Source organism: Paenibacillus taichungensis (genome assembly GCF_013359905.1).
In the GTDB taxonomy this organism is placed as follows: domain Bacteria; phylum Bacillota; class Bacilli; order Paenibacillales; family Paenibacillaceae; genus Paenibacillus; species Paenibacillus taichungensis.
Genome location: NZ_JABMCC010000104.1, coordinates 230922 through 248609, shown reverse-complemented (window position 1 = coordinate 248609; position 17688 = coordinate 230922). Strand labels below are relative to the sequence as shown.

Below are 17688 nucleotides of genomic sequence, written 5' to 3'. Positions count from 1 at the left end.
TAAGAGAATGCACCGTCCTTTGTGGGTTTTTTTGTCTCATTACTAATACGAAAAGAGGGAATGTTCATGAAATTTATGTTCCGATCCATCGGTTGTGTTCTATTATCATGTGTCCTTGGATCTTCTTCTGCTGGAGCCTATTCCACAGCATCTGTTAAGGAGACAAATGCCTCGCAAAGGATAGAGCAGACCTCCAAGGAATCAGCAAAACAGGGGGAGACGGTTCAAATGTTAACCAAAGTGTCTAAGGCAATAACGAATTTGTCAGACTGGACATTGCAAGGTAGAGGTAATCTGGAAGATACGGATGAAGGACTTCGTCTGACTTCGGACGCCGGGGAGAATGTGATGGCCATATCGGCCACACGAGCCGATAATTTTATCTATGAAGCTGATTTGATGATTCAGGATATGAAAGCGGATACGAGTCTTATTTTTCGATCCAATGATACAGGCTGGTCTTCATATATGCTGCAAGTGGTTCCCCAGGCTGGTGTGATACGTCTAAGAGATGCCAGTGGAAAGCCGGGAACGTTAAATGTAGAACATAAAGCAAACCTTCAATCTGGAGGTATCTATCATCTGAAAGTGAAAGCGGATGGAGAGAGTCTTCAAGTATATTGGGATAATCGGTATGACCCGGTGATTGATGTGAAAGACAGTACCTACTCGTCAGGTAATCTGGGGCTTCATGTGTGGGATGGGTCGGCTTTGTTCCAGAATGTGCAGGTTAGTACCATGAATGGCAATATCGGCAAAACGATTAGTAGCGTAGGTGAATGGCAGCCGGATTTGAAAGGATATAAAGGGAAAGCAAACGTGCAGGGGAAAGGAAGGGTCATTTACGAGAAAGCGACATCTGATTTTGTATATGAAGGAAATATATCGCTTGCCAATGCGAGTACCTCAGCAGCGCTGCTATTCAGGGCAAATGCAGATGGAACGAAGGGATATGAAGCAGCCCTGATTCGGGAAGGGGAAGAAGTTCGGGTACAACTTCGAAAAGCGGACGGTACCGTGCTCGCCAGCTCGAATCGCAAGTTTCCAAGCCAACCGGGAGCGAGGCATCACATCGAAGTTATAGCCTCTGGCAGCTTGATTCAGGTCTATGTAGATGGGTACACGCCTGCGGCTGTTGAGGTGACAGATAAAAGCTACGCTAATGGAAATGCTGGACTTGTCGTTCAGCAAGGCATCGCTTATTTTCAGGATATCTATGTAACGGAAGAGTCGGTGTACTATAAAGAGAACTATCGTCCCCAGTACCATTATTCTCCGATTCGAGGATCGGCAAGTGATCCAAACGGGCTGGTCTATTACGAAGGAGAATATCATCTGTTTCATCAGGATGGAGGCACCTGGGCTCATGCCGTCAGTTCTGATCTAATAAATTGGAAGCGTTTACCTATCGCGTTGCCCTGGAATGATCGGGGCCATGTATGGTCGGGATCAGCAATTGCTGATCTGAATAATGCCTCCGGTCTGTTCACGGATTCGGGCGGAAAAGGTCTGATTGCGTACTACACTTCCTATCATCCAGATAAACCTGGTGGCAATCAACGTATCGGCCTCGCCTATAGTACTGATCAAGGCCGGAATTGGCAATACGCCAAAGATCGTCCGATTGTCATTGAGAATCCGGGCAGGAATGGTGATGATCCGGGAAGCTGGGATTTCCGTGATCCGAAGGTCGTCCGGGATGAAGATCACAACCGTTGGGTGATGGTGGTGTCCGGCGGGGATCACATCCGATTCTTTACTTCAATCAATCTGCTCGATTGGACCTTAACCGATAACTTCGGATATGGCGATTATGTTCGAGGTGGTGTGTGGGAGTGTCCCGATCTGATTCAACTGCCTGTAGATGGAACGGGTCAACGTAAGTGGGTGCTAATGATCAGTACAGGGGCCAATCCGAAGACCCAAGGGTCAGATGCGGAATATTTTGTAGGCCAGCTAACAGCTGATGGGAAATTCCTGAACGATCATCCGGCTGGTCAAGTGTTGAGAACGGACTTCGGTAAGGAGTTCTACGCATCGATGTCCTTTGCGAATATGCCGGATCAGCGGAAAGTCATGCTTGCATGGATGACGAACTGGGATTATCCGTTTGAATTCCCAACTTCCTCATGGAAAGGACAACTGACCATACCGAGAGAAGTCTCTCTTCGAACCACGGATGAAGGAGTACGTTTGGTGCAAACACCAATCACTGAACTCCAGACACTGCGGCATAACCTGTATAGTGCACAGCAAATGGTGGTGGGACCAAAAACAAAAAATCCGCTTGATGGCCTAACGGCGGGTGCGTATGAGATTGAAGCTGAAGTGGAAATCCCAGCTAACAGCTCTGTAACCGAGTTTGGTTTTCAACTGCGTCAAAGAGAAGGGCAGAAGACCACTGTAGGATACAGAGTAAATACGCAGAACATGTTCGTGGATCGCACCGCTTCGGGAGACGTAAGCTTCTCCGACTTATTCACCAAGGTACACGAGGCCCCGTTACAACCTGAAAATCGAAAGGTGAAGTTACGTATATTCGTCGATGAATCCTCTATAGAGGTCTTTGGCAATGATGGCAAGGTGGTCTTCTCGGATGTCATTTTTCCAGATCCGGCGGGAAGGGCAATGGCTTTTTATAGCCTTGGTGGGGAAGTGAAGGTGAGCTCCATGAAGGTGTACGCCTTAGATAACATCTGGAGAAAGAGCACTTCCTCCAAGTCTCAGGTTATTGCAGATATACAAAGAAGAACGGCGAATGTTGGGCAGACACAAACGCTATACGCCACGGTGGAAGGCAGACCCGGAAAAGGCGTCACTCCAGCGTTGAAATGGAAGGTAAGCAATCCTAAAGTGGTGCAAATCATTCATTCTGATAAAACGAAAGCGACGGTTCGAGCTGTGGGTGGAGGCGAAGCACTATTAACGGTATCAACGGCAGACGGCAAAGCTTCTGCCCACATACCGATAACGGTATCCAGTGGCATATTCCATACCAACTTGTCCGGCTGGAAGTCGGATAAATCATCTGCCCAATGGCTTATTTCCAAACAAGGCATACAGGGCAACTATAGTGGAGATACACAATATATCGCACAGGAAACGGCAGGGGATTTTCAATATGATGCTGATCTGACGCTGGGAGCACAGGGTGGAGCAGGGTCTATTGTATTCCGTGCAAGTGAGGATGGACGAAGCGGCTACTATTTCAATATGGATCCAAACCTGAAGTCCATCCGACTATTTTATAAAGTGAATGGAAAAATCGAAAATCGACAGGTACTTGCTCAAATCCCGAGATTCGTTCGTAAAGATCATACGTATCACATCCGGATTCAGGCGAACGGTCCTCGAATTCAGATTGATGTAGATGGTGAGCGAATTCTGGATCTTCAGGATGGAACGTTTATCGAAGGACATTTTGGACTTCATGTGTTCGGTGGGAATGCGTCTTTCCAGAATGTGAATGCAATCCATAGGAAGAACGCAGAATTGGAGCAGGTGATGATTCATAACGCAGGACGTCCCGTTGCGTTGCAGGCTGTTCCATCTGAAGTAGGAGAAGTGATAAGAGTTGCCGACGAGGCAGAGAGTGCGAGTAAAGGCTTCAAATGGGTACTTGTACCGACAGGCGATGATTCCGGCTCTTATTCCATTCGAACCTTGAGTGGAATGTCTCTTGATTGGGATGTAGGACAGAATCGCATTCAGCTCTATTCGTATCTTGGTTATGCGAATCAACGCTGGAACATTTCAAAGAATGAGGACGGGACGATGCGCATTACAAGTTCTCATAACGGGAAAGCACTTGGCATATCCGAGGATGGGGCTGAGCTGGTAATGGATGAGTATCGTCAAGAGAATGAGTATCAAAAGTGGGTTATTAAGCAACAATAATAGAGAAAAGGGGTGCAGTTATCTCCAAGCACGCTCACGGTGAACATTTACGAATTGTTTTCGCTAGTTTTATGCCTATCGTTCGCTTTTATGTGTTATTTACATGTTAACTATATCTTTTGGGTTGCCTAAAATCGTAGATATATGTATAATCAATCGTGTTAACACGTCGAACGTACGGTAGTAAATGATGTGGGTGAGTTCATGGAACTGCTGGACAGCAATGAGAGCAAGAAGAAGATGTGCCAGTATTATAACGAAATTTCGAAGGAACTGTTCGGCTTTGGCACCACTCTCCTGAGAGTGACCATTGATCAGAACATTGTGACCTTCTACGCGAAGCACCGACGTTCACCGCGCTCTGACGCCCTGGAAGGGGAGGCCCCCGGCTTGAAGCTGGAAGTGGACTTCCGCATGTCTGTCTTGTATAAGAAGAAATTCAGGGAGAAGTTGGAGCAGCACATGGGTTTGCCAATCGAAGCTGTATTACGGGATTACGATGCGTCCACGCAGTGGGCCATTACGAATGTGATATTGGAACAAGCATAGGATGGATCGACAGGTTCGATGTATGCGTTGCACACAATTCTAATTCATCATTCGGATTCCGAACAATTTCATATGATGGCGTCTGACTTCGGATTGATTCTGAAGCAGAAACCGATGATGTACCGGCAGCGGGTGTCGCTTTCCTTTGTTTACGAAGAAAAGTGTTCTTGTTTATACAAGAATGCTTTTCTTTTTGTTTTTTTTAAGTTGAACTATATGAGCCCAACTAACAAATATTCACACTGGCACTCCGATGACAGAACAACCTTCCGATCGCTGTTATTCCCAAATTTCTTTGATTGTATTTAGAAAAGGTGAAATCCGGGAATAAAGGCGAAGCGTATGCTTTCGATGCAGCTTTCTTTCAGAAAGCTTTTAGCTCCGCTACTTCAGGTTTTTTCTGTCCTCTACGTTATTGTGTGAAATTTTTAGTTGCGAATATCAAGTTAGTTCAACTTAATGGTTTGGGTTGTTAAAACACACATATTAGGGGGAATCAGGATCATGATGAAGAAATGGATTAGCGGTTTGGCGGCAGTGGCAATGACATCGGTATTACTTGCAGGATGCGGCAGCAGTACAGACAACGCAACAGGCGGATCAGGCAGCGGAGGCACGGCGCCAAACAAACTGGTCATCTCCACTTGGGGGTTCTCGGAAGATTTCTTCAATGAAGAAGTATTTGGTCCATTTGAAAAAGAACATAATGTAGACATCGTGCTTGAAGTGGGTAACAACGCTGAGCGTTTGAACAAAATACGCCAAGGTACATCCAATGTTGATGTGATCTATTTGTCCGATTACTATGCACAACAAGGTATCGATGAAGGTCTGTTTGAGAAAATCGACCGTTCCAAAATTCCAAATGTAAATGACATTTATGATATTGCCAAAGCACCACTTGGTGAAGATTATGGCCCGGCCTACACGGTTGGACAGCTCGGTATCGCTTATAACCCAGACCTCGTTAACAAAGAAGTCACTTCATGGGCTGATCTGTGGGATCCAGCGTTTGCGGGTAACCTGACCATTCCGAACATTACGGCAACAGCAGGCCCAATGGTATTGGATGCAGCTTCACGTGTAGCCGGAAACGAAACATTTAATGAAGATGCAGCTTTTGCGGAATTGAAAAAATTAAGCAGCAACGTTGTTAAATTTTACACGCAAACCTCCGAATTCGTGAACATGTTCTCCCAGGAAGAGATTGCTGGCGGACCGATTATGGAAATGTACTTCAAAGATTTGAAAGCGGCAGTGCCAAATGCGAAGTTTGTTACGCCTAGCGAAGGTGCGTATGCCGTCATGAATACGATCAATGTCGTGAAAGGCAGCAAGAACAAAGAACTCGCCGAAGAATTCATCAACTGGCAGCTCAGCCAGGATGTACAAACCAAATCCGCCAAAGCTAAAGTGGATTCCCCGGTAAATACAAAAGTTGAATTGAATGCCGAAGAAGCTGAAGGTGTAACGTATGGTGCCGACGTCGTTGGCAAGCTGAACAAGCTGGATATGGAATTTGTGAATCAACAGGCTAAAGCATGGACAGATCGTTGGAACCGCGAGATTGCACAGTAAAACAAGTAGCCGATTGACTTAAAATTTATCTTTTATCTATATAGGTTCCACTAAACTTTTTACACGAGAACGGAGAGGACAGAAATAACTTGAAGAAGCGGAGTGTTCGCCTTTATTCCCGGATTTTCCCTTTGAAGAAGGGAATTAAAAAAAATCTGGGGATAACAGCGATCGGAAGGTTATTCTGTCATCGGAGTGGTAAGTGTAAATATTCTTTAGTTGAACTTATATCATTTGCAGCAAGCAATATTTTAACGGCAGAGGAGTTGGGCATGTATGAGTGAAACAGGAAATTGCATCATTCTGGATGTGGATACCGGTATTGATGACGCGCTGGCGATCTTGCTGGCCGTCAAGAGTCGGAAGCTGGACATTCTCGGGATTACCACCGTCTGCGGGAACGTATCACTTCAGCAGGCAACGGATAATACATGCAAAATTCTCGAGCTGGTGGGAGCACCCTCCATTCCGGTCATTGCCGGAGCGGCTGGGCCACTCACACGCAAATCTCACTATGAGCACCGGGTACATGGACAAGACGGATTGGGTGGTGCGCTGCCCGATCCGGCCGTGTCCAAGCAGGCGGATGAAGGTTTTGCCCCCGACTTTATCGTTGAACAAGCGAAGTTGTACCCAGGCGAACTAACACTGATCATGACCGCGCCGTTAACGAATCTGGCTCTGGCGTTAATGAAGTGTCCTGAACTACCTACATTATTGAAGGAAGTCATCTTCATGGGTGGTGTCGTTCGTGGGCATGGCAACATTACACCTACTGCGGAGTACAACACGTACGCTGATCCCGAAGCCGCACGCATTGTATTGCATGCTGGTTTCGATAAGCTAACGCAGGTGGGCTTGGATGTTACCCGCCAAACGCTACTGAATGAAGAAGCCATCGGACGATTGACTGATCCGGTATTGCGCGATTACGTGGCACAGAGCACAGAGATTTACATCAAGCGGTATGAAGAAATGAACGGCATACGCGCCTGTGCCCTGCATGATCCACTGGCCGTTGGCGTCGCTCTTGCCCCGGAACTGGTTGGACGCAAATCGTATTACGTCGATGTAGAGACGGCCAGCCGCCTGTGTGATGGTCAGATGGTATGTGACTTCCAAAATCGTTTGGGCGAACAACCCAACACATTGGTATGCGAAACGGTAGATGCCGAAGCATTCCTTGAGTTATTTATTAACGCATTAAATTCTTAATTGCTCGACCCAATAAGATATTTATACGATTGCGGAGAGTGCAGAACCGATCTGGAGAAGCGAAGCGTTCCCCTTTATCCCCCGATTTTCTCCATTGATAAGGAATCAGAAAAATCGGGGGATAACAGGGATCGAAGGACGGTACTGCAATCGGAGTATCCGAGTATAAATCTCTAATTCTTATGTCAGGAGTACCGCGATGAAGAAATCAGTATACTGGCTATTGCTGCCGGGATTTGTGTTTTTGGCGGCATTTATGATCATTCCGATTGTCCTGACGATCGGATCGACGTTTTTTCAGGAAAACTCCTTCACGTTTGAAGGATACATGCATTTTTTCAGAGACCCTTACTTTTTGAAAATATTGCTTACGACGCTGCAGGTCAGCGTGGTCACCACCATCGTCTGCGTGGTGCTCGGATTCCCGACAGCTTATTATATTTCACAGAAAGCGCCGCGCCGCAAAGGCATTCTGCTCGCGCTGGCAATCTTCCCGCTATTGACGAGCCCGGTTGTGCGCTCGTTTAGCTGGATGATTATTCTCGGACGCAAAGGGCTGATTAACAACGCCCTTGTTGGGCTTGGTATCGTGGACAAGCCACTGGATATTCTGTATACGCCGGCAGCCATGATGATTGGTTTGACCCATCTGTTCCTGCCGCTCATGATCATTTCCCTGGTCGGTGTGCTTGAGAACATCGATGGTGATCTGCTCAAGGCAGCGCAGAGCCTGGGTGCATCCCGCTTCACGGCATTCCGCCGGGTGGTGTTCCCGCTGGCTGTGCCAGGGCTTGTTATCGGAGCCGTACTTGTTTTTGTCGGTAGCCTGACGGCTTATACGACGCCTGCACTATTGGGAGGCAAACAGCGCGTAATTGCGACGTTCCTCTATCAGAACGCCATGACCCTGAACGACTGGTATCTGGCCTCGGTCGTTGCTGCGATTATGATTGTCATTACGTTTGTCGTGGTCGGTGTCATGAACAAAATGGCCAAAACTTTAAATCCGAAGGGGTAGACATATGCGGGAGAAACATATCGGGCTGGGCCTGTTCAGTCTGCTGGTCTTTATCTTTCTGCTGGGCCCGCTTCTGATCATCTCGGTGACTTCGTTTGAACCGGGGACGGTACTCAAATTTCCGCCGGAGGGCTTCTCCCTCCGTTGGTACGAGAATATTTTCAACACAGGCGGTTTCCTCCGCACGTTCCAGACGTCCATCATCATTTCCCTACTGGGAAACTTGTTGGCGCTGTTGCTCGGGGTTCCGGCTGCGTACGCACTTAGTCGTTATGATTTCAAAGGCAAGTCGGTGCTGAATGCATTGTTCCTGTCTCCGGTACTCATTCCGGGAATCGTGCTTGGTTTTACATTGATGAAATACCTGATCGTGATTTATCATTTGCCGATGTATCTGGGTCTGCTAATCGGTCACACGATTATTATGCTTCCATTTATCATTCGCGTTATCGCATCGAGTCTGTCGAGCTTTGACTTTGCGGTAGAAGAAGCAGCCCTGAGTCTCGGCGCAGGACGGGTTAGAACGTTCTTCCAGATCGTGCTGCCTAACATTCGCTCAGGGATTCTCGCGGCGGTGCTGATTGCCTTTCTGGAGTCGTTCAACAACGTGGACATTTCCGTGTTTATGACCGGACCAGGGGTAAGCACATTGCCAATTCAGATGCTGACCTATGTAGAAAATTATTTTGACCCAACCATTGCAGCCATTTCCGTGCTTTTGATGGTATTAACTGGACTTTTAATGTTCGTGATCGAACGGATCATGGGCGGATTCTCATACTTTACTAAACGTTAATTGGAGGCGCAGAACGCTATGGCATTGCTGACATTGGATCGCGTATCGGTGGCTTACGATAACCAGACTATCCTGAAGGATTTTCAATTGGAGCTGGAAAAAGGTAAGCTGCTCTCCCTGCTCGGACCGAGCGGTTGCGGCAAAACAACTACGCTGCGCCTCATCGCCGGATTCCTGGAAGCAACACAGGGCAAGTTTATGTTCGGCGGCAAGGATTACACGAAGGTTCCGGTAAACAAGCGGAATTTCGGATTTGTATTTCAGAGTTATGCGCTGTTCCCGCATCTGTCTGTCTATGACAACGTGGCCTTCGGCCTGCGGATGCGCAAGGTAAAAGATAAGGATATTTCTTCACGCGTAATGCGCATCCTTGAAGTGGTGAACCTGAACGGCTTCGAGAAACGCTTCCCGCAGGAACTTTCCGGTGGACAGCGTCAACGTGTGGCGATTGCCCGCGCACTCGTCATTGAACCGGATTTGCTGTTGTTCGATGAACCACTCAGTAACCTGGATGCCAACCTGCGGCTGAATATGCGGGTGGAGATCCGCCGGATTCAGCAGGAACTGGGCATTACGACACTTTATGTCTCTCATGATCAGGAGGAGTGCTTCTCCATTTCGGATCAGGTAGCGATTATGAACAAAGGCGTTGTCGAGCAGCTCGACCGTCCGGAAACCATTTTTAAATACCCGGCCACGGAATTTGTAGCCCAATTTATCGGCTTCCACAATTTTATTGAATTCGCAGAGCGCAGTGATGCAGGAGAGGTGATCACGCTGAAAGCGGGTGGTCGTTTGTTCACGGCAACAGCGCATCCCGGAACAGCACGTCCCGGTGCACGCAAAGGTGCGATTCGCCCGGATGATCTGATGGTTAGTGGAGATACCTCTGGTGACATGGCGAATGCTTTGCCAGGGATTATCAAAGTAAGCACGTACCTTGGACGCAGTTATCAGTACGTCATTGAGACAGAACTTGGCGACTTCACAGCCAATCAGGAGATGGAGACACCTTATCTCAGCGGACAGCGGGTTAATCTGATTTTCCCGCAGGATAAACTTGTCCTTGTGGAATAGCAGCAGGAAGCAGAAGCAGCAAAAGAGGCATTTATCAGCTGAATCCAGAGCAATATAGCTAGTTGTAGCTGCTGCTCTGGATCGCTGTAAGATGCTCATGAAGAAGGAGATTATGCCCCATGCGTGCAGATCAACTAATTAAGAATGTACATGTGTATAACAGTTATTATAAACGATTCGAAATGAACAACGTGGCTGTATTGGACGGTAGATTTATGTATGTTGGTCCAGGCGGACCGGAGATGATTGAAGCCGATGAAGTGATTGATGCACGCGGACGTTACATGATTCCGGGCCTTATTGATATTCATCTGCACATTGAGAGTACAATGGTGACACCAGCAACCTTTTCCCATGGCCTGATCCGCTGCGGAGTAACGTCCATTGTGGCGGAACCGCATGAGATGGCGAATGTGTTTGGGCTGGAAGGTGTGCAGGAGATGATGTCGGCAAGTCGTGAGACAACGGTGGACATGTTCTACGCTATCCCAAGCTCCGTTCCGGCGACACCGATGGAAACAACAGGTGGTTCAATCGAAATCGAAGACATGGATGTGCTGCTCGCTACTGGAGAGATCATCTGTCTCGGTGAGATCATGAACTATGTGGACGTCATCCGTGATCCGGAATGCAAGACCAATCAGATTCTTCAGCATATTCGCAAAAACTATCCAGATCTTGTGATCGAAGGTCATACACCGAAATTGCTTGGGCTGGATCTGCACCGACTGATCTATGCGGGCATCGATTCGGATCATACACATCAGAGCATTGAGGGCTTGCAGGCGCGAATTGCGGCCGGTATGTTCATTGAAATTCAGGAAAAATCGATGACGCCAGAAGTCATGGAATACCTGATTCAGCATGATGTCGCTCAGCATTTCTGCTTCGTAACGGACGATGTTATGCCGGATTCGCTGGTGGAACGGGGACATCTGGATCATATCGTACGTAAAGCTATTCGGATGGGTATGCGCCCCGAAGATGCGATTTACGCTGCAACCTCAACCCCTGCATCCCGTATGAAAATGACTGATCGCGGTAGCATTGCCCCAGGCAAAGTGGCGGACTATGTGCTGCTGTCCAACTTAGATACACTTGCAGTAGAGCAGGTATACAAAAATGGCCGTAAAGCTTATGACGACTACGAACCGTACAAGCAGGACCGAATTAGTGGACAGTTCCCACCTCACTTTTACAAGAGCGTACAATTGAATCTACTGGGAGCCGAGGATTTCGCAATCCGTTTGTCTGATCCAAAGGTGAATGGGCAAAGTGAAGCATCTGACTCAGACGCGCAGTTATCTGAAAATGGTTTAAAAAACTGCCGGGTTATGATGGTGAAGGATGGTTCAACCTTTGTGGAGGAGTATATTGCACAGGTTCAGGCTGCGAATGGTGAACTTCTCTGGGAAGAAAGTGAATATGGACAGATTGCGACCTTTGAACGTTATGGTGTGAACGGTAACCGAGCACATGGTTTGATTGGTGGAGACACGATCAAGCGTGGTGCCATTGCCACAACATATTCACATGATAACCACAACCTATTGGTCGTAGGACGCAATCGTGAAGATATGATTTTAGCAGCTAACACCGTAATTTCGAGTCAGGGTGGGTTCTGTGTGGTGGAAGACGGCAAAGTGTTGTCCCATCTCGAACTTCCTGTGGGTGGTATATTGACGGAGGAGCCGCTGGCGGTAGTGTCACACCAAGTGAAAGAGCTGCGTGCAGCGATGTTATCTCTTGGTTACGTGCACTATAACCCAATCATGTCCATCAGTACCCATTCTCTTGCGGTAAGTCCGGCTCTGAAAATTACCGATCACGGCCTGATTGATGTGAATGCAGGTAAGGTTGTTCCGTTGATACTTTAATTGGAATACACATAATTCGTGATGTATAAAAAGAAAAGTCCAATACCCCGTTTCGCCCACGATGAGTGGTGTGACGGGGTATTGTTCTATAACCAAGGATTCAAAATCAAAATTCTAAGCGCTGAGCTTGGCAAGAGGAACATTGAGCTAGATTTTGATCATTCCTTTTAGCGACCATTCCAAATATTTGGATACCGATGGCGCAACCCATTTTCGGCTGTCATTTTCATGATTCCATACAAAGACGTCTTCTTTACAGATTCCATCCCCCGTCACTGGAAACGCGAATAAATCGCCAATTCCACTTTCACCGAAAAAGACCAAGTTATCAAATGGCATATAATATTCTTGGAAGTGGTCGTCCCGATAGTGTTTGTTTTCATTCTTGATTCGATCTACTGGCCAGATTAGTCCTAAATCATAAATGGCTCTTACCCCATTGGTTTCCAACAATATTTCCTTTAGTTCACGGGGCAGAGTGACATGGAACAAGCTCTCAACCTTTGCAATTTCGTCTCTGGAAGCAGGAGAACTGAAAGTGTACTCTTCTGAAACTCCCCTGAAATAGTCTTTCCACATGAAGGAATCCTCCTCACATTATTGAATCATGATTTGTATGTAAACCGGCGTATTGTTCAATGAAAAGAAGCAGCACTTTATAGACTGGCCCTACTGCTGATACAAAATAACAATAAGGAGAGTCTTTAGGGCTGCCTCTTCTAACTCTAGCTTACCAAGTAAGCCAACCACTCGTTCGTTTATAATTGTGAAGGAGATCGTATTGCTCGCTGTACATCAACCGTTTCATTCTGGTTCTATACAGACGATAATCATGTTTTCGATCCATTTTACTTTCTTTGTTGAAATGAACGCTCTGGATTCCTTTGCGGAAATCTTTGAGCTTCTCTTTTCTGGGATCAATGAACTTCTTGCTGTTTTTCAGACTAAGCGATTGTTCCTTTTCCCAGGATCGAATCTCTTCCAGTGTAAACATCTTCATCCCCGTTGTGCCGGGTTAGATTTTGGCTTCGAGAGCCAGGGCCTTAGACACAACTAATAGAAGAAGAATTTCGGATTGAACATAAGCATCACCTCTGAGATTATTCATCCTTATTTTAACATATACGTGGTAAATCATGTTGGAGTATGAATCCTTGTTTGGACGGAGAAGCGGAATACATATATAGTTGGAAGAGTATGTTTTGAGCCAATAGCAGGAGGATTAACAACGATGATAGATAAAATAAATGCAGCTAAAGCCATCTTTTTCGATGTAGACGATACCTTGTATGACCACTTGCAGCCGCTTCGTGGCGCTTTACAGCAAGTTCTTGGTTTATCAGATGAGTTCCCGTATGAGGAGGCATACCATCGCTTCCGTTATTATAGCGACTGGCTATCTGCCCAAGAGGACTTGTCTGCTGTACCCGAACCCGAAGCGGTAGAAAGGATGCGTCATCGCAGATTTGAGCTGACCATGGCGGAATTTGGAAATCCCCTGCAACAGGGACAGGCTGAAGAACTGCAAGCACAGTATTTGAGTAGACAGTTTCAGATCCAGCCCTTTGATGGAGCATATGAACTTATCCGAAGACTTCTTGCAGAAGGGCATATGGTGGGATTAATTACCAACGGAGAAGGAAAACATCAGCAGCGGAAGCTCGAAGCGCTGGATGTACTCAGTCTTATTCCCGAGGAACGCATTTTCATATCGGGTACCCTTGGTTACGCCAAGCCGGATCGCAGATTGTTTGAGCATGTAAGTAGGCAGACGGGATCGGATTCCGGTTCCAGTTATTATATCGGCGATTCCTGGCGCAATGATGTTGTCGGAGCAGTGGATGCCGGATGGAAAGTGATCTGGTTCAACCATCGTGATGCTTTGCCGGAATCAGAGCATCAGCCACATCATGTAGCGCACAGTTATGAAGAGGTGGGCCGTATCCTTACATCCGAGTTGATTCAACAATAAAGCGTGCGCTATGTGCGTTGGTGCAGTCCTGATCCTCCGTGAGGATCAGGGCTGTTTTTTGTTATATACCACGTGAGGATTGTCATTGTACACTGGCGAAAATAGAGGTATAGATACTAAGTGTAAGAGGTGTTAAAAGCGGTCTTCTCACACCGTCCAAACATGAAGGCACCTTCATGGAATCTTCATTCGAAAGAGTAGGCTAAAGCCTTCACAAAGGATAAGGGCAGTGTTATAATTAAAACAAGATTTAGATTAAGTCTAAATTAAATAAACGGAAGTAAGTTAGATGACGTTATTAAATTCAAAACTACATGATACTTGAGAGGGGATAAATTCCATGAGCACAATCCAAACTAGAAACAATACTTTTGCAAACCACGCCACTGAACTTCAAGAGGTCCTGAACCGCCAGATCGCAGGTTGGTCTGTACTGTACACCAAATTGCACCAATTCCACTGGTATGTGAAAGGTCCTCATTTTTTCACACTGCATGCCAAATTCGAAGAGTTATATAACTTGGCTACGGCGAATATGGACGAAGCTGCAGAACGTCTGTTGGCCATTGGTGGACGTCCGGTCGCAACGATGGCTGAACAACTACGGTTGTCACCTGTTGAGGAAGCACAGGGTCAATTGTCGGCTGAAAAAATGGTAGAAACCGTAGTTGCTGATCTGCAAGCGATGGTGGGTGTTATTAACCAGGGTATTCAAGCAGCTGGCGAAGCTGAAGATAATGCAACTGAAGATATGTTGATTGGATTCACCGCTGTATTGGATAAAGAGGTCTGGATGTTAAACGCATTTCTGGGCAAATAAGCTAAGTTAACCTGCATCCTGAACAACGATATGTAGAGTCCGTGAACAAAGTGCCCGTTCGCTTACAAATCCGGTGTGCTTGCCGTATAATGATGGCATTCAAGATGTATAGATTGGTGGAGTGAATAATGCGGACAGACCTGGAAGAACTGCGGGATGAAGCTGAACGGTTTATATATAGATGTTATGAAGAGCTGGGCCATTCGCGTGAAGACGCGCAGGCCCGGCTTGTTGCAGTTTTGAACGAAATTGAGCACACAGGCACATATGTGCATACTGCAGATGAATTGGAGCATGGCTGTAAAATGGCATGGCGGAACAGCAATCGCTGCATCGGGCGGCTATTCTGGGATAAACTGCGCATCGTTGATGCACGTCATGCAGATACGGTTGGAACGGCAGCGTATGCTGTGATGACGCACATCAGAGCCGCTTCCAACAAAGGGAAGATTATTCCGATGATTACGATCCTTCCACCTGATGGACCAAATGGAGCCCCCGTGCGGATTTGGAATCACCAGTTGATCCGTTATGCTGGATATGAGACGACGGAAGGCATTGTAGGTGATCCTGCATCCGTTGAGCTAACGAAGACAGCAATGTCGCTTGGCTGGCAGGGGGAAGGCACGCCTTATGATGTGCTGCCATTGATTATCCAGGCTCAGGGACAAGCTCCAGAGTGGTATCCTGTGCCCGAGGAAGACATCGTGGAAGTGAGGATCGAACACCCGGAGCGTCCCGAGATTGCTGAGCTGGACATGCGCTGGTACGGTGTGCCGATGATTGCAGATATGCGGCTGGAGATTGGCGGCATATCCTATCCGGCAGCACCATTCAACGGCTGGTATATGGGGACTGAGATTGGCGCACGCAATCTGGCGGATACGTTTCGTTATAATAAACTACCAGCGGTAGCGGCAGCACTTGGCCTGAATACGTCGAGTGAAACGACACTTTGGAAGGATCGAGCTTTGGTAGAGCTGAATGTAGCTGTGCTGCATTCATTCAAGAAAGCAGGCGTTAGCATTGTGGATCACCACACAGCGGCAGCGCAATTTGCCTTGTTTGAGCAGCGGGAAGAGAAAGCCGGGCGCGAACTGACAGGTGATTGGGTCTGGCTGATTCCGCCGGTGTCGCCGGCAACGACGCATATTTTTCACAGTTCATACCGTAATGAGATTGTGAAGCCCAACTTTTTCTATGGAGATCATTCCTATAAACTAGATACAGAGAAATTGGAAGCCGAACGGATGGACAGGAAAAAACAACACACCGAGGGGGATCAGCAGCCTCATGCTGAGAACCCACCAATGAAATGCCCGTTTGCACACTGATGTGTGAACGGGTTGTTTTTTTTCTGTTTTTTTATCAAAGCACAGATTCTAAAATAGGAAATAAATCTGAATATTCTTTCTCTCTAAATAAATAATGGAGGCTGCCCACTGATGTGGGCAGTTTTGTGCGTCTACACTCGTTTCGATCTGTAACGGCTGCGCATCACAGCCTGAACGGCAATGGCAGCGGCGATCAGAAGCAGATTGAACACAAACACGGTATACAGCGATCCACGTTCCACAAGCAGGGCAGCCACCAGAGGGGATACGATGGAACCGATCTCTGCCACAGAGACAATTTTGCCTATGACGGAGCTTCTACCCTCGTCCGGGATATGATCCCCGATATGAGCAAAGAACGAATCCATGTAACATGCACCGCCTACACCGCCGATCAGCATGCCCACGTAAACCAGCACATATGAAGATGTGCTCAGAAAAACGACCACTTCGATACCAATCATTAGCATGCCGAACATGCAGAGCAGCAGACGATCACCCATCCGATCAGACAGATAACCGGCTACCGGAGCAGCCGCGAGTGTAGAGATACCAACGACGGTAAAGGCAAGACTGATCGCAAACGGGTCCCAGTGCATGATATGAGCCGCATACAATGCAAAATAAGTCAGAAACACGGCATAAGCGCTCATCTCCAGGAAATGAACCGTACCGTAGCCAATCAGTTGCTGCCTCCGGGTAAGTCCGGTGGATGGTTTAGGAGTGATTGGGCTAGGAGTAGTGTTTCCTGGAGAAACTGTATAATCGGCAGGCGTTTGCGTTGGTTTGGCATCCGTTGGAGACTCGTTTGAGGCGTGACCGTCCGCCACATTTTCAGATACAGGATTGGGCTTAGCGGCTGTCTTCATCCCCATTGCTGCAACCACAGCCATCAGGCAGCACACGGTAACGAGTAAAAAAGGCACCGATAAAGGCCAATGCAACGAGAGCCAGCCGCTGATGACCGGACCCAGCACCATGCCCCCGCCTTCACTGCTGCTGATGTAACCGTTGTACAGCCCCCGGTTGTCGACATTCCCCTCATCCCCGATGATGGAACGCACGACGACTGTAAGTCCGGTAGAAGCGAGCCCTTGCAGCAGTCGCAGCAGACCGAATACGAGCGCCGCAGAAGATACAGCGAAACCGCCCATACAAACAGCGAGCAGCAGCAGCATGGCAATAAGTGCCCGCTTGCCCCCAATTTTTCGATAGAGTGCCGCAGCGGGCACCCCGCCAATCACTTTGCCGACATAAAAGAGTGCAAAAATAACCCCCATCATCCAGCCGGACAGGCCGAATTCCTCAATAAACAAAGGGAACAGGGGCAGGATCATGAAACCGCCCATCTGACTCAGAAAACAAATGATCATCAGCAAAGGCAGGTTACGGCGAATATCCACGAACAGGACTCCTTTCACATGACTTGATTCCGAAATCCTCATGAAATCGCTCTACTTGGATGCGTAGATATCGACATATACCCGTAATGTATGCTGTATTTGTGAGAATAAGAAGAAATAACACATGGCGTTTACATCAAAACCATTGCGGA

Annotated in this window: 14 protein-coding genes; 11 read left to right on the top strand and 3 right to left on the bottom strand. The window is 47.4% G+C overall.

Annotated elements, in window-relative coordinates; translation table 11 throughout:
- The first annotated feature begins 66 nt into the window (after window positions 1–66).
- From HP548_RS09365 to HP548_RS09330, 8 genes are all read left to right on the top strand, one after another.
- Window positions 67–3897 (top strand): GH32 C-terminal domain-containing protein, encoded by a 3831-nt coding sequence (locus HP548_RS09365; protein WP_175381484.1) that lies wholly within the window; start codon window positions 67–69, stop codon window positions 3895–3897.
- A gap of 204 nt (window positions 3898–4101) precedes the next feature.
- Window positions 4102–4446, top strand: coding sequence for a Na-translocating system protein MpsC family protein (locus tag HP548_RS09360; protein WP_024632855.1), 345 nt, complete (start codon window positions 4102–4104; stop codon window positions 4444–4446).
- A 507-nt stretch (window positions 4447–4953) separates the two neighbouring features.
- Window positions 4954–6024, top strand: a complete 1071-nt coding sequence (locus tag HP548_RS09355; protein ID WP_076287717.1) for an ABC transporter substrate-binding protein — start codon at window positions 4954–4956, stop codon at window positions 6022–6024.
- Between the two features lie 276 nt (window positions 6025–6300).
- Complete coding sequence (locus tag HP548_RS09350; protein WP_175381483.1) at window positions 6301–7239, top strand: nucleoside hydrolase; 939 nt, start codon at window positions 6301–6303, stop codon at window positions 7237–7239.
- A 199-nt stretch (window positions 7240–7438) separates the two neighbouring features.
- Window positions 7439–8257: an ABC transporter permease gene (locus tag HP548_RS09345; protein WP_063567190.1), complete on the top strand. Its 819-nt coding sequence runs from the start codon at window positions 7439–7441 to the stop codon at window positions 8255–8257.
- A gap of 4 nt (window positions 8258–8261) precedes the next feature.
- The gene (locus HP548_RS09340; RefSeq protein WP_024632851.1) at window positions 8262–9053 is read left to right on the top strand and encodes an ABC transporter permease; all 792 of its coding nucleotides are present in this window, start codon (window positions 8262–8264) and stop codon (window positions 9051–9053) included.
- A gap of 18 nt (window positions 9054–9071) precedes the next feature.
- Entirely contained in the window at window positions 9072–10130 is a 1059-nt protein-coding gene (locus HP548_RS09335; RefSeq protein WP_063567191.1) for an ABC transporter ATP-binding protein, read from the top strand.
- 119 nt (window positions 10131–10249) lie between these two features.
- A complete protein-coding gene (locus HP548_RS09330; protein WP_175381482.1) occupies window positions 10250–12007 on the top strand; it encodes an adenine deaminase in 1758 nt (585 codons plus the stop codon).
- A gap of 147 nt (window positions 12008–12154) precedes the next feature.
- Here HP548_RS09330 and HP548_RS09325 read toward each other — a convergent pair whose 3' ends face one another.
- Window positions 12155–12586 carry an SMI1/KNR4 family protein gene (locus tag HP548_RS09325; protein WP_175381481.1) on the bottom strand — a complete coding sequence of 144 codons (432 nt, stop codon included), beginning with the start codon at window positions 12584–12586 and terminating at the stop codon, window positions 12155–12157.
- 151 nt (window positions 12587–12737) lie between these two features.
- The gene (locus HP548_RS09320) at window positions 12738–13001 is read right to left on the bottom strand and encodes a hypothetical protein (protein ID WP_246317994.1); all 264 of its coding nucleotides are present in this window, start codon (window positions 12999–13001) and stop codon (window positions 12738–12740) included.
- A 237-nt stretch (window positions 13002–13238) separates the two neighbouring features.
- Here HP548_RS09320 and HP548_RS09315 point away from each other — a divergent pair, with 237 nt between their 5' ends.
- The 3 genes from HP548_RS09315 (at window position 13239) to HP548_RS09305 (ending at window position 16133) form a co-directional block, all read left to right on the top strand.
- On the top strand, window positions 13239–13979 hold the full coding sequence (locus HP548_RS09315) for an HAD family hydrolase (protein ID WP_175381479.1): 741 nt from the start codon (window positions 13239–13241) through the stop codon (window positions 13977–13979).
- 340 nt (window positions 13980–14319) lie between these two features.
- Window positions 14320–14799, top strand: coding sequence for a Dps family protein (locus HP548_RS09310; RefSeq protein ID WP_175381478.1), 480 nt, complete (start codon window positions 14320–14322; stop codon window positions 14797–14799).
- 128 nt (window positions 14800–14927) lie between these two features.
- Entirely contained in the window at window positions 14928–16133 is a 1206-nt protein-coding gene (locus HP548_RS09305; RefSeq protein ID WP_175381477.1) for a nitric oxide synthase oxygenase, read from the top strand.
- 131 nt (window positions 16134–16264) lie between these two features.
- Here the strand turns inward: HP548_RS09305 and HP548_RS09300 are convergent, their stop codons facing one another.
- The gene (locus HP548_RS09300; protein WP_175381476.1) at window positions 16265–17536 is read right to left on the bottom strand and encodes an MFS transporter; all 1272 of its coding nucleotides are present in this window, start codon (window positions 17534–17536) and stop codon (window positions 16265–16267) included.
- Between the last annotated feature and the right edge of the window lie 152 nt (window positions 17537–17688).

Excerpts from the sequence above, each read along its gene's own strand:
- HP548_RS09335 (WP_063567191.1), top strand. The coding sequence starts at position 9,072 with ATGGCATTGCTGACATTGGATCGCGTATCGGTGGCTTACGATAACCAG.
- HP548_RS09315 (WP_175381479.1), top strand. The coding sequence starts at position 13,239 with ATGATAGATAAAATAAATGCAGCTAAAGCCATCTTTTTCGATGTAGAC.
- HP548_RS09355 (WP_076287717.1), top strand. The coding sequence starts at position 4,954 with ATGAAGAAATGGATTAGCGGTTTGGCGGCAGTGGCAATGACATCGGTA.
- HP548_RS09340 (WP_024632851.1), top strand. The coding sequence starts at position 8,262 with ATGCGGGAGAAACATATCGGGCTGGGCCTGTTCAGTCTGCTGGTCTTT.
- HP548_RS09330 (WP_175381482.1), top strand. The coding sequence starts at position 10,250 with ATGCGTGCAGATCAACTAATTAAGAATGTACATGTGTATAACAGTTAT.
- HP548_RS09345 (WP_063567190.1), top strand. The coding sequence starts at position 7,439 with ATGAAGAAATCAGTATACTGGCTATTGCTGCCGGGATTTGTGTTTTTG.
- HP548_RS09350 (WP_175381483.1), top strand. The coding sequence starts at position 6,301 with ATGAGTGAAACAGGAAATTGCATCATTCTGGATGTGGATACCGGTATT.
- HP548_RS09305 (WP_175381477.1), top strand. The coding sequence starts at position 14,928 with ATGCGGACAGACCTGGAAGAACTGCGGGATGAAGCTGAACGGTTTATA.
- HP548_RS09360 (WP_024632855.1), top strand. The coding sequence starts at position 4,102 with ATGGAACTGCTGGACAGCAATGAGAGCAAGAAGAAGATGTGCCAGTAT.
- HP548_RS09365 (WP_175381484.1), top strand. The coding sequence starts at position 67 with ATGAAATTTATGTTCCGATCCATCGGTTGTGTTCTATTATCATGTGTC.
- HP548_RS09320 (WP_246317994.1), bottom strand. The coding sequence starts at position 13,001 with ATGTTTACACTGGAAGAGATTCGATCCTGGGAAAAGGAACAATCGCTT.
- HP548_RS09325 (WP_175381481.1), bottom strand. The coding sequence starts at position 12,586 with ATGTGGAAAGACTATTTCAGGGGAGTTTCAGAAGAGTACACTTTCAGT.
- HP548_RS09310 (WP_175381478.1), top strand. The coding sequence starts at position 14,320 with ATGAGCACAATCCAAACTAGAAACAATACTTTTGCAAACCACGCCACT.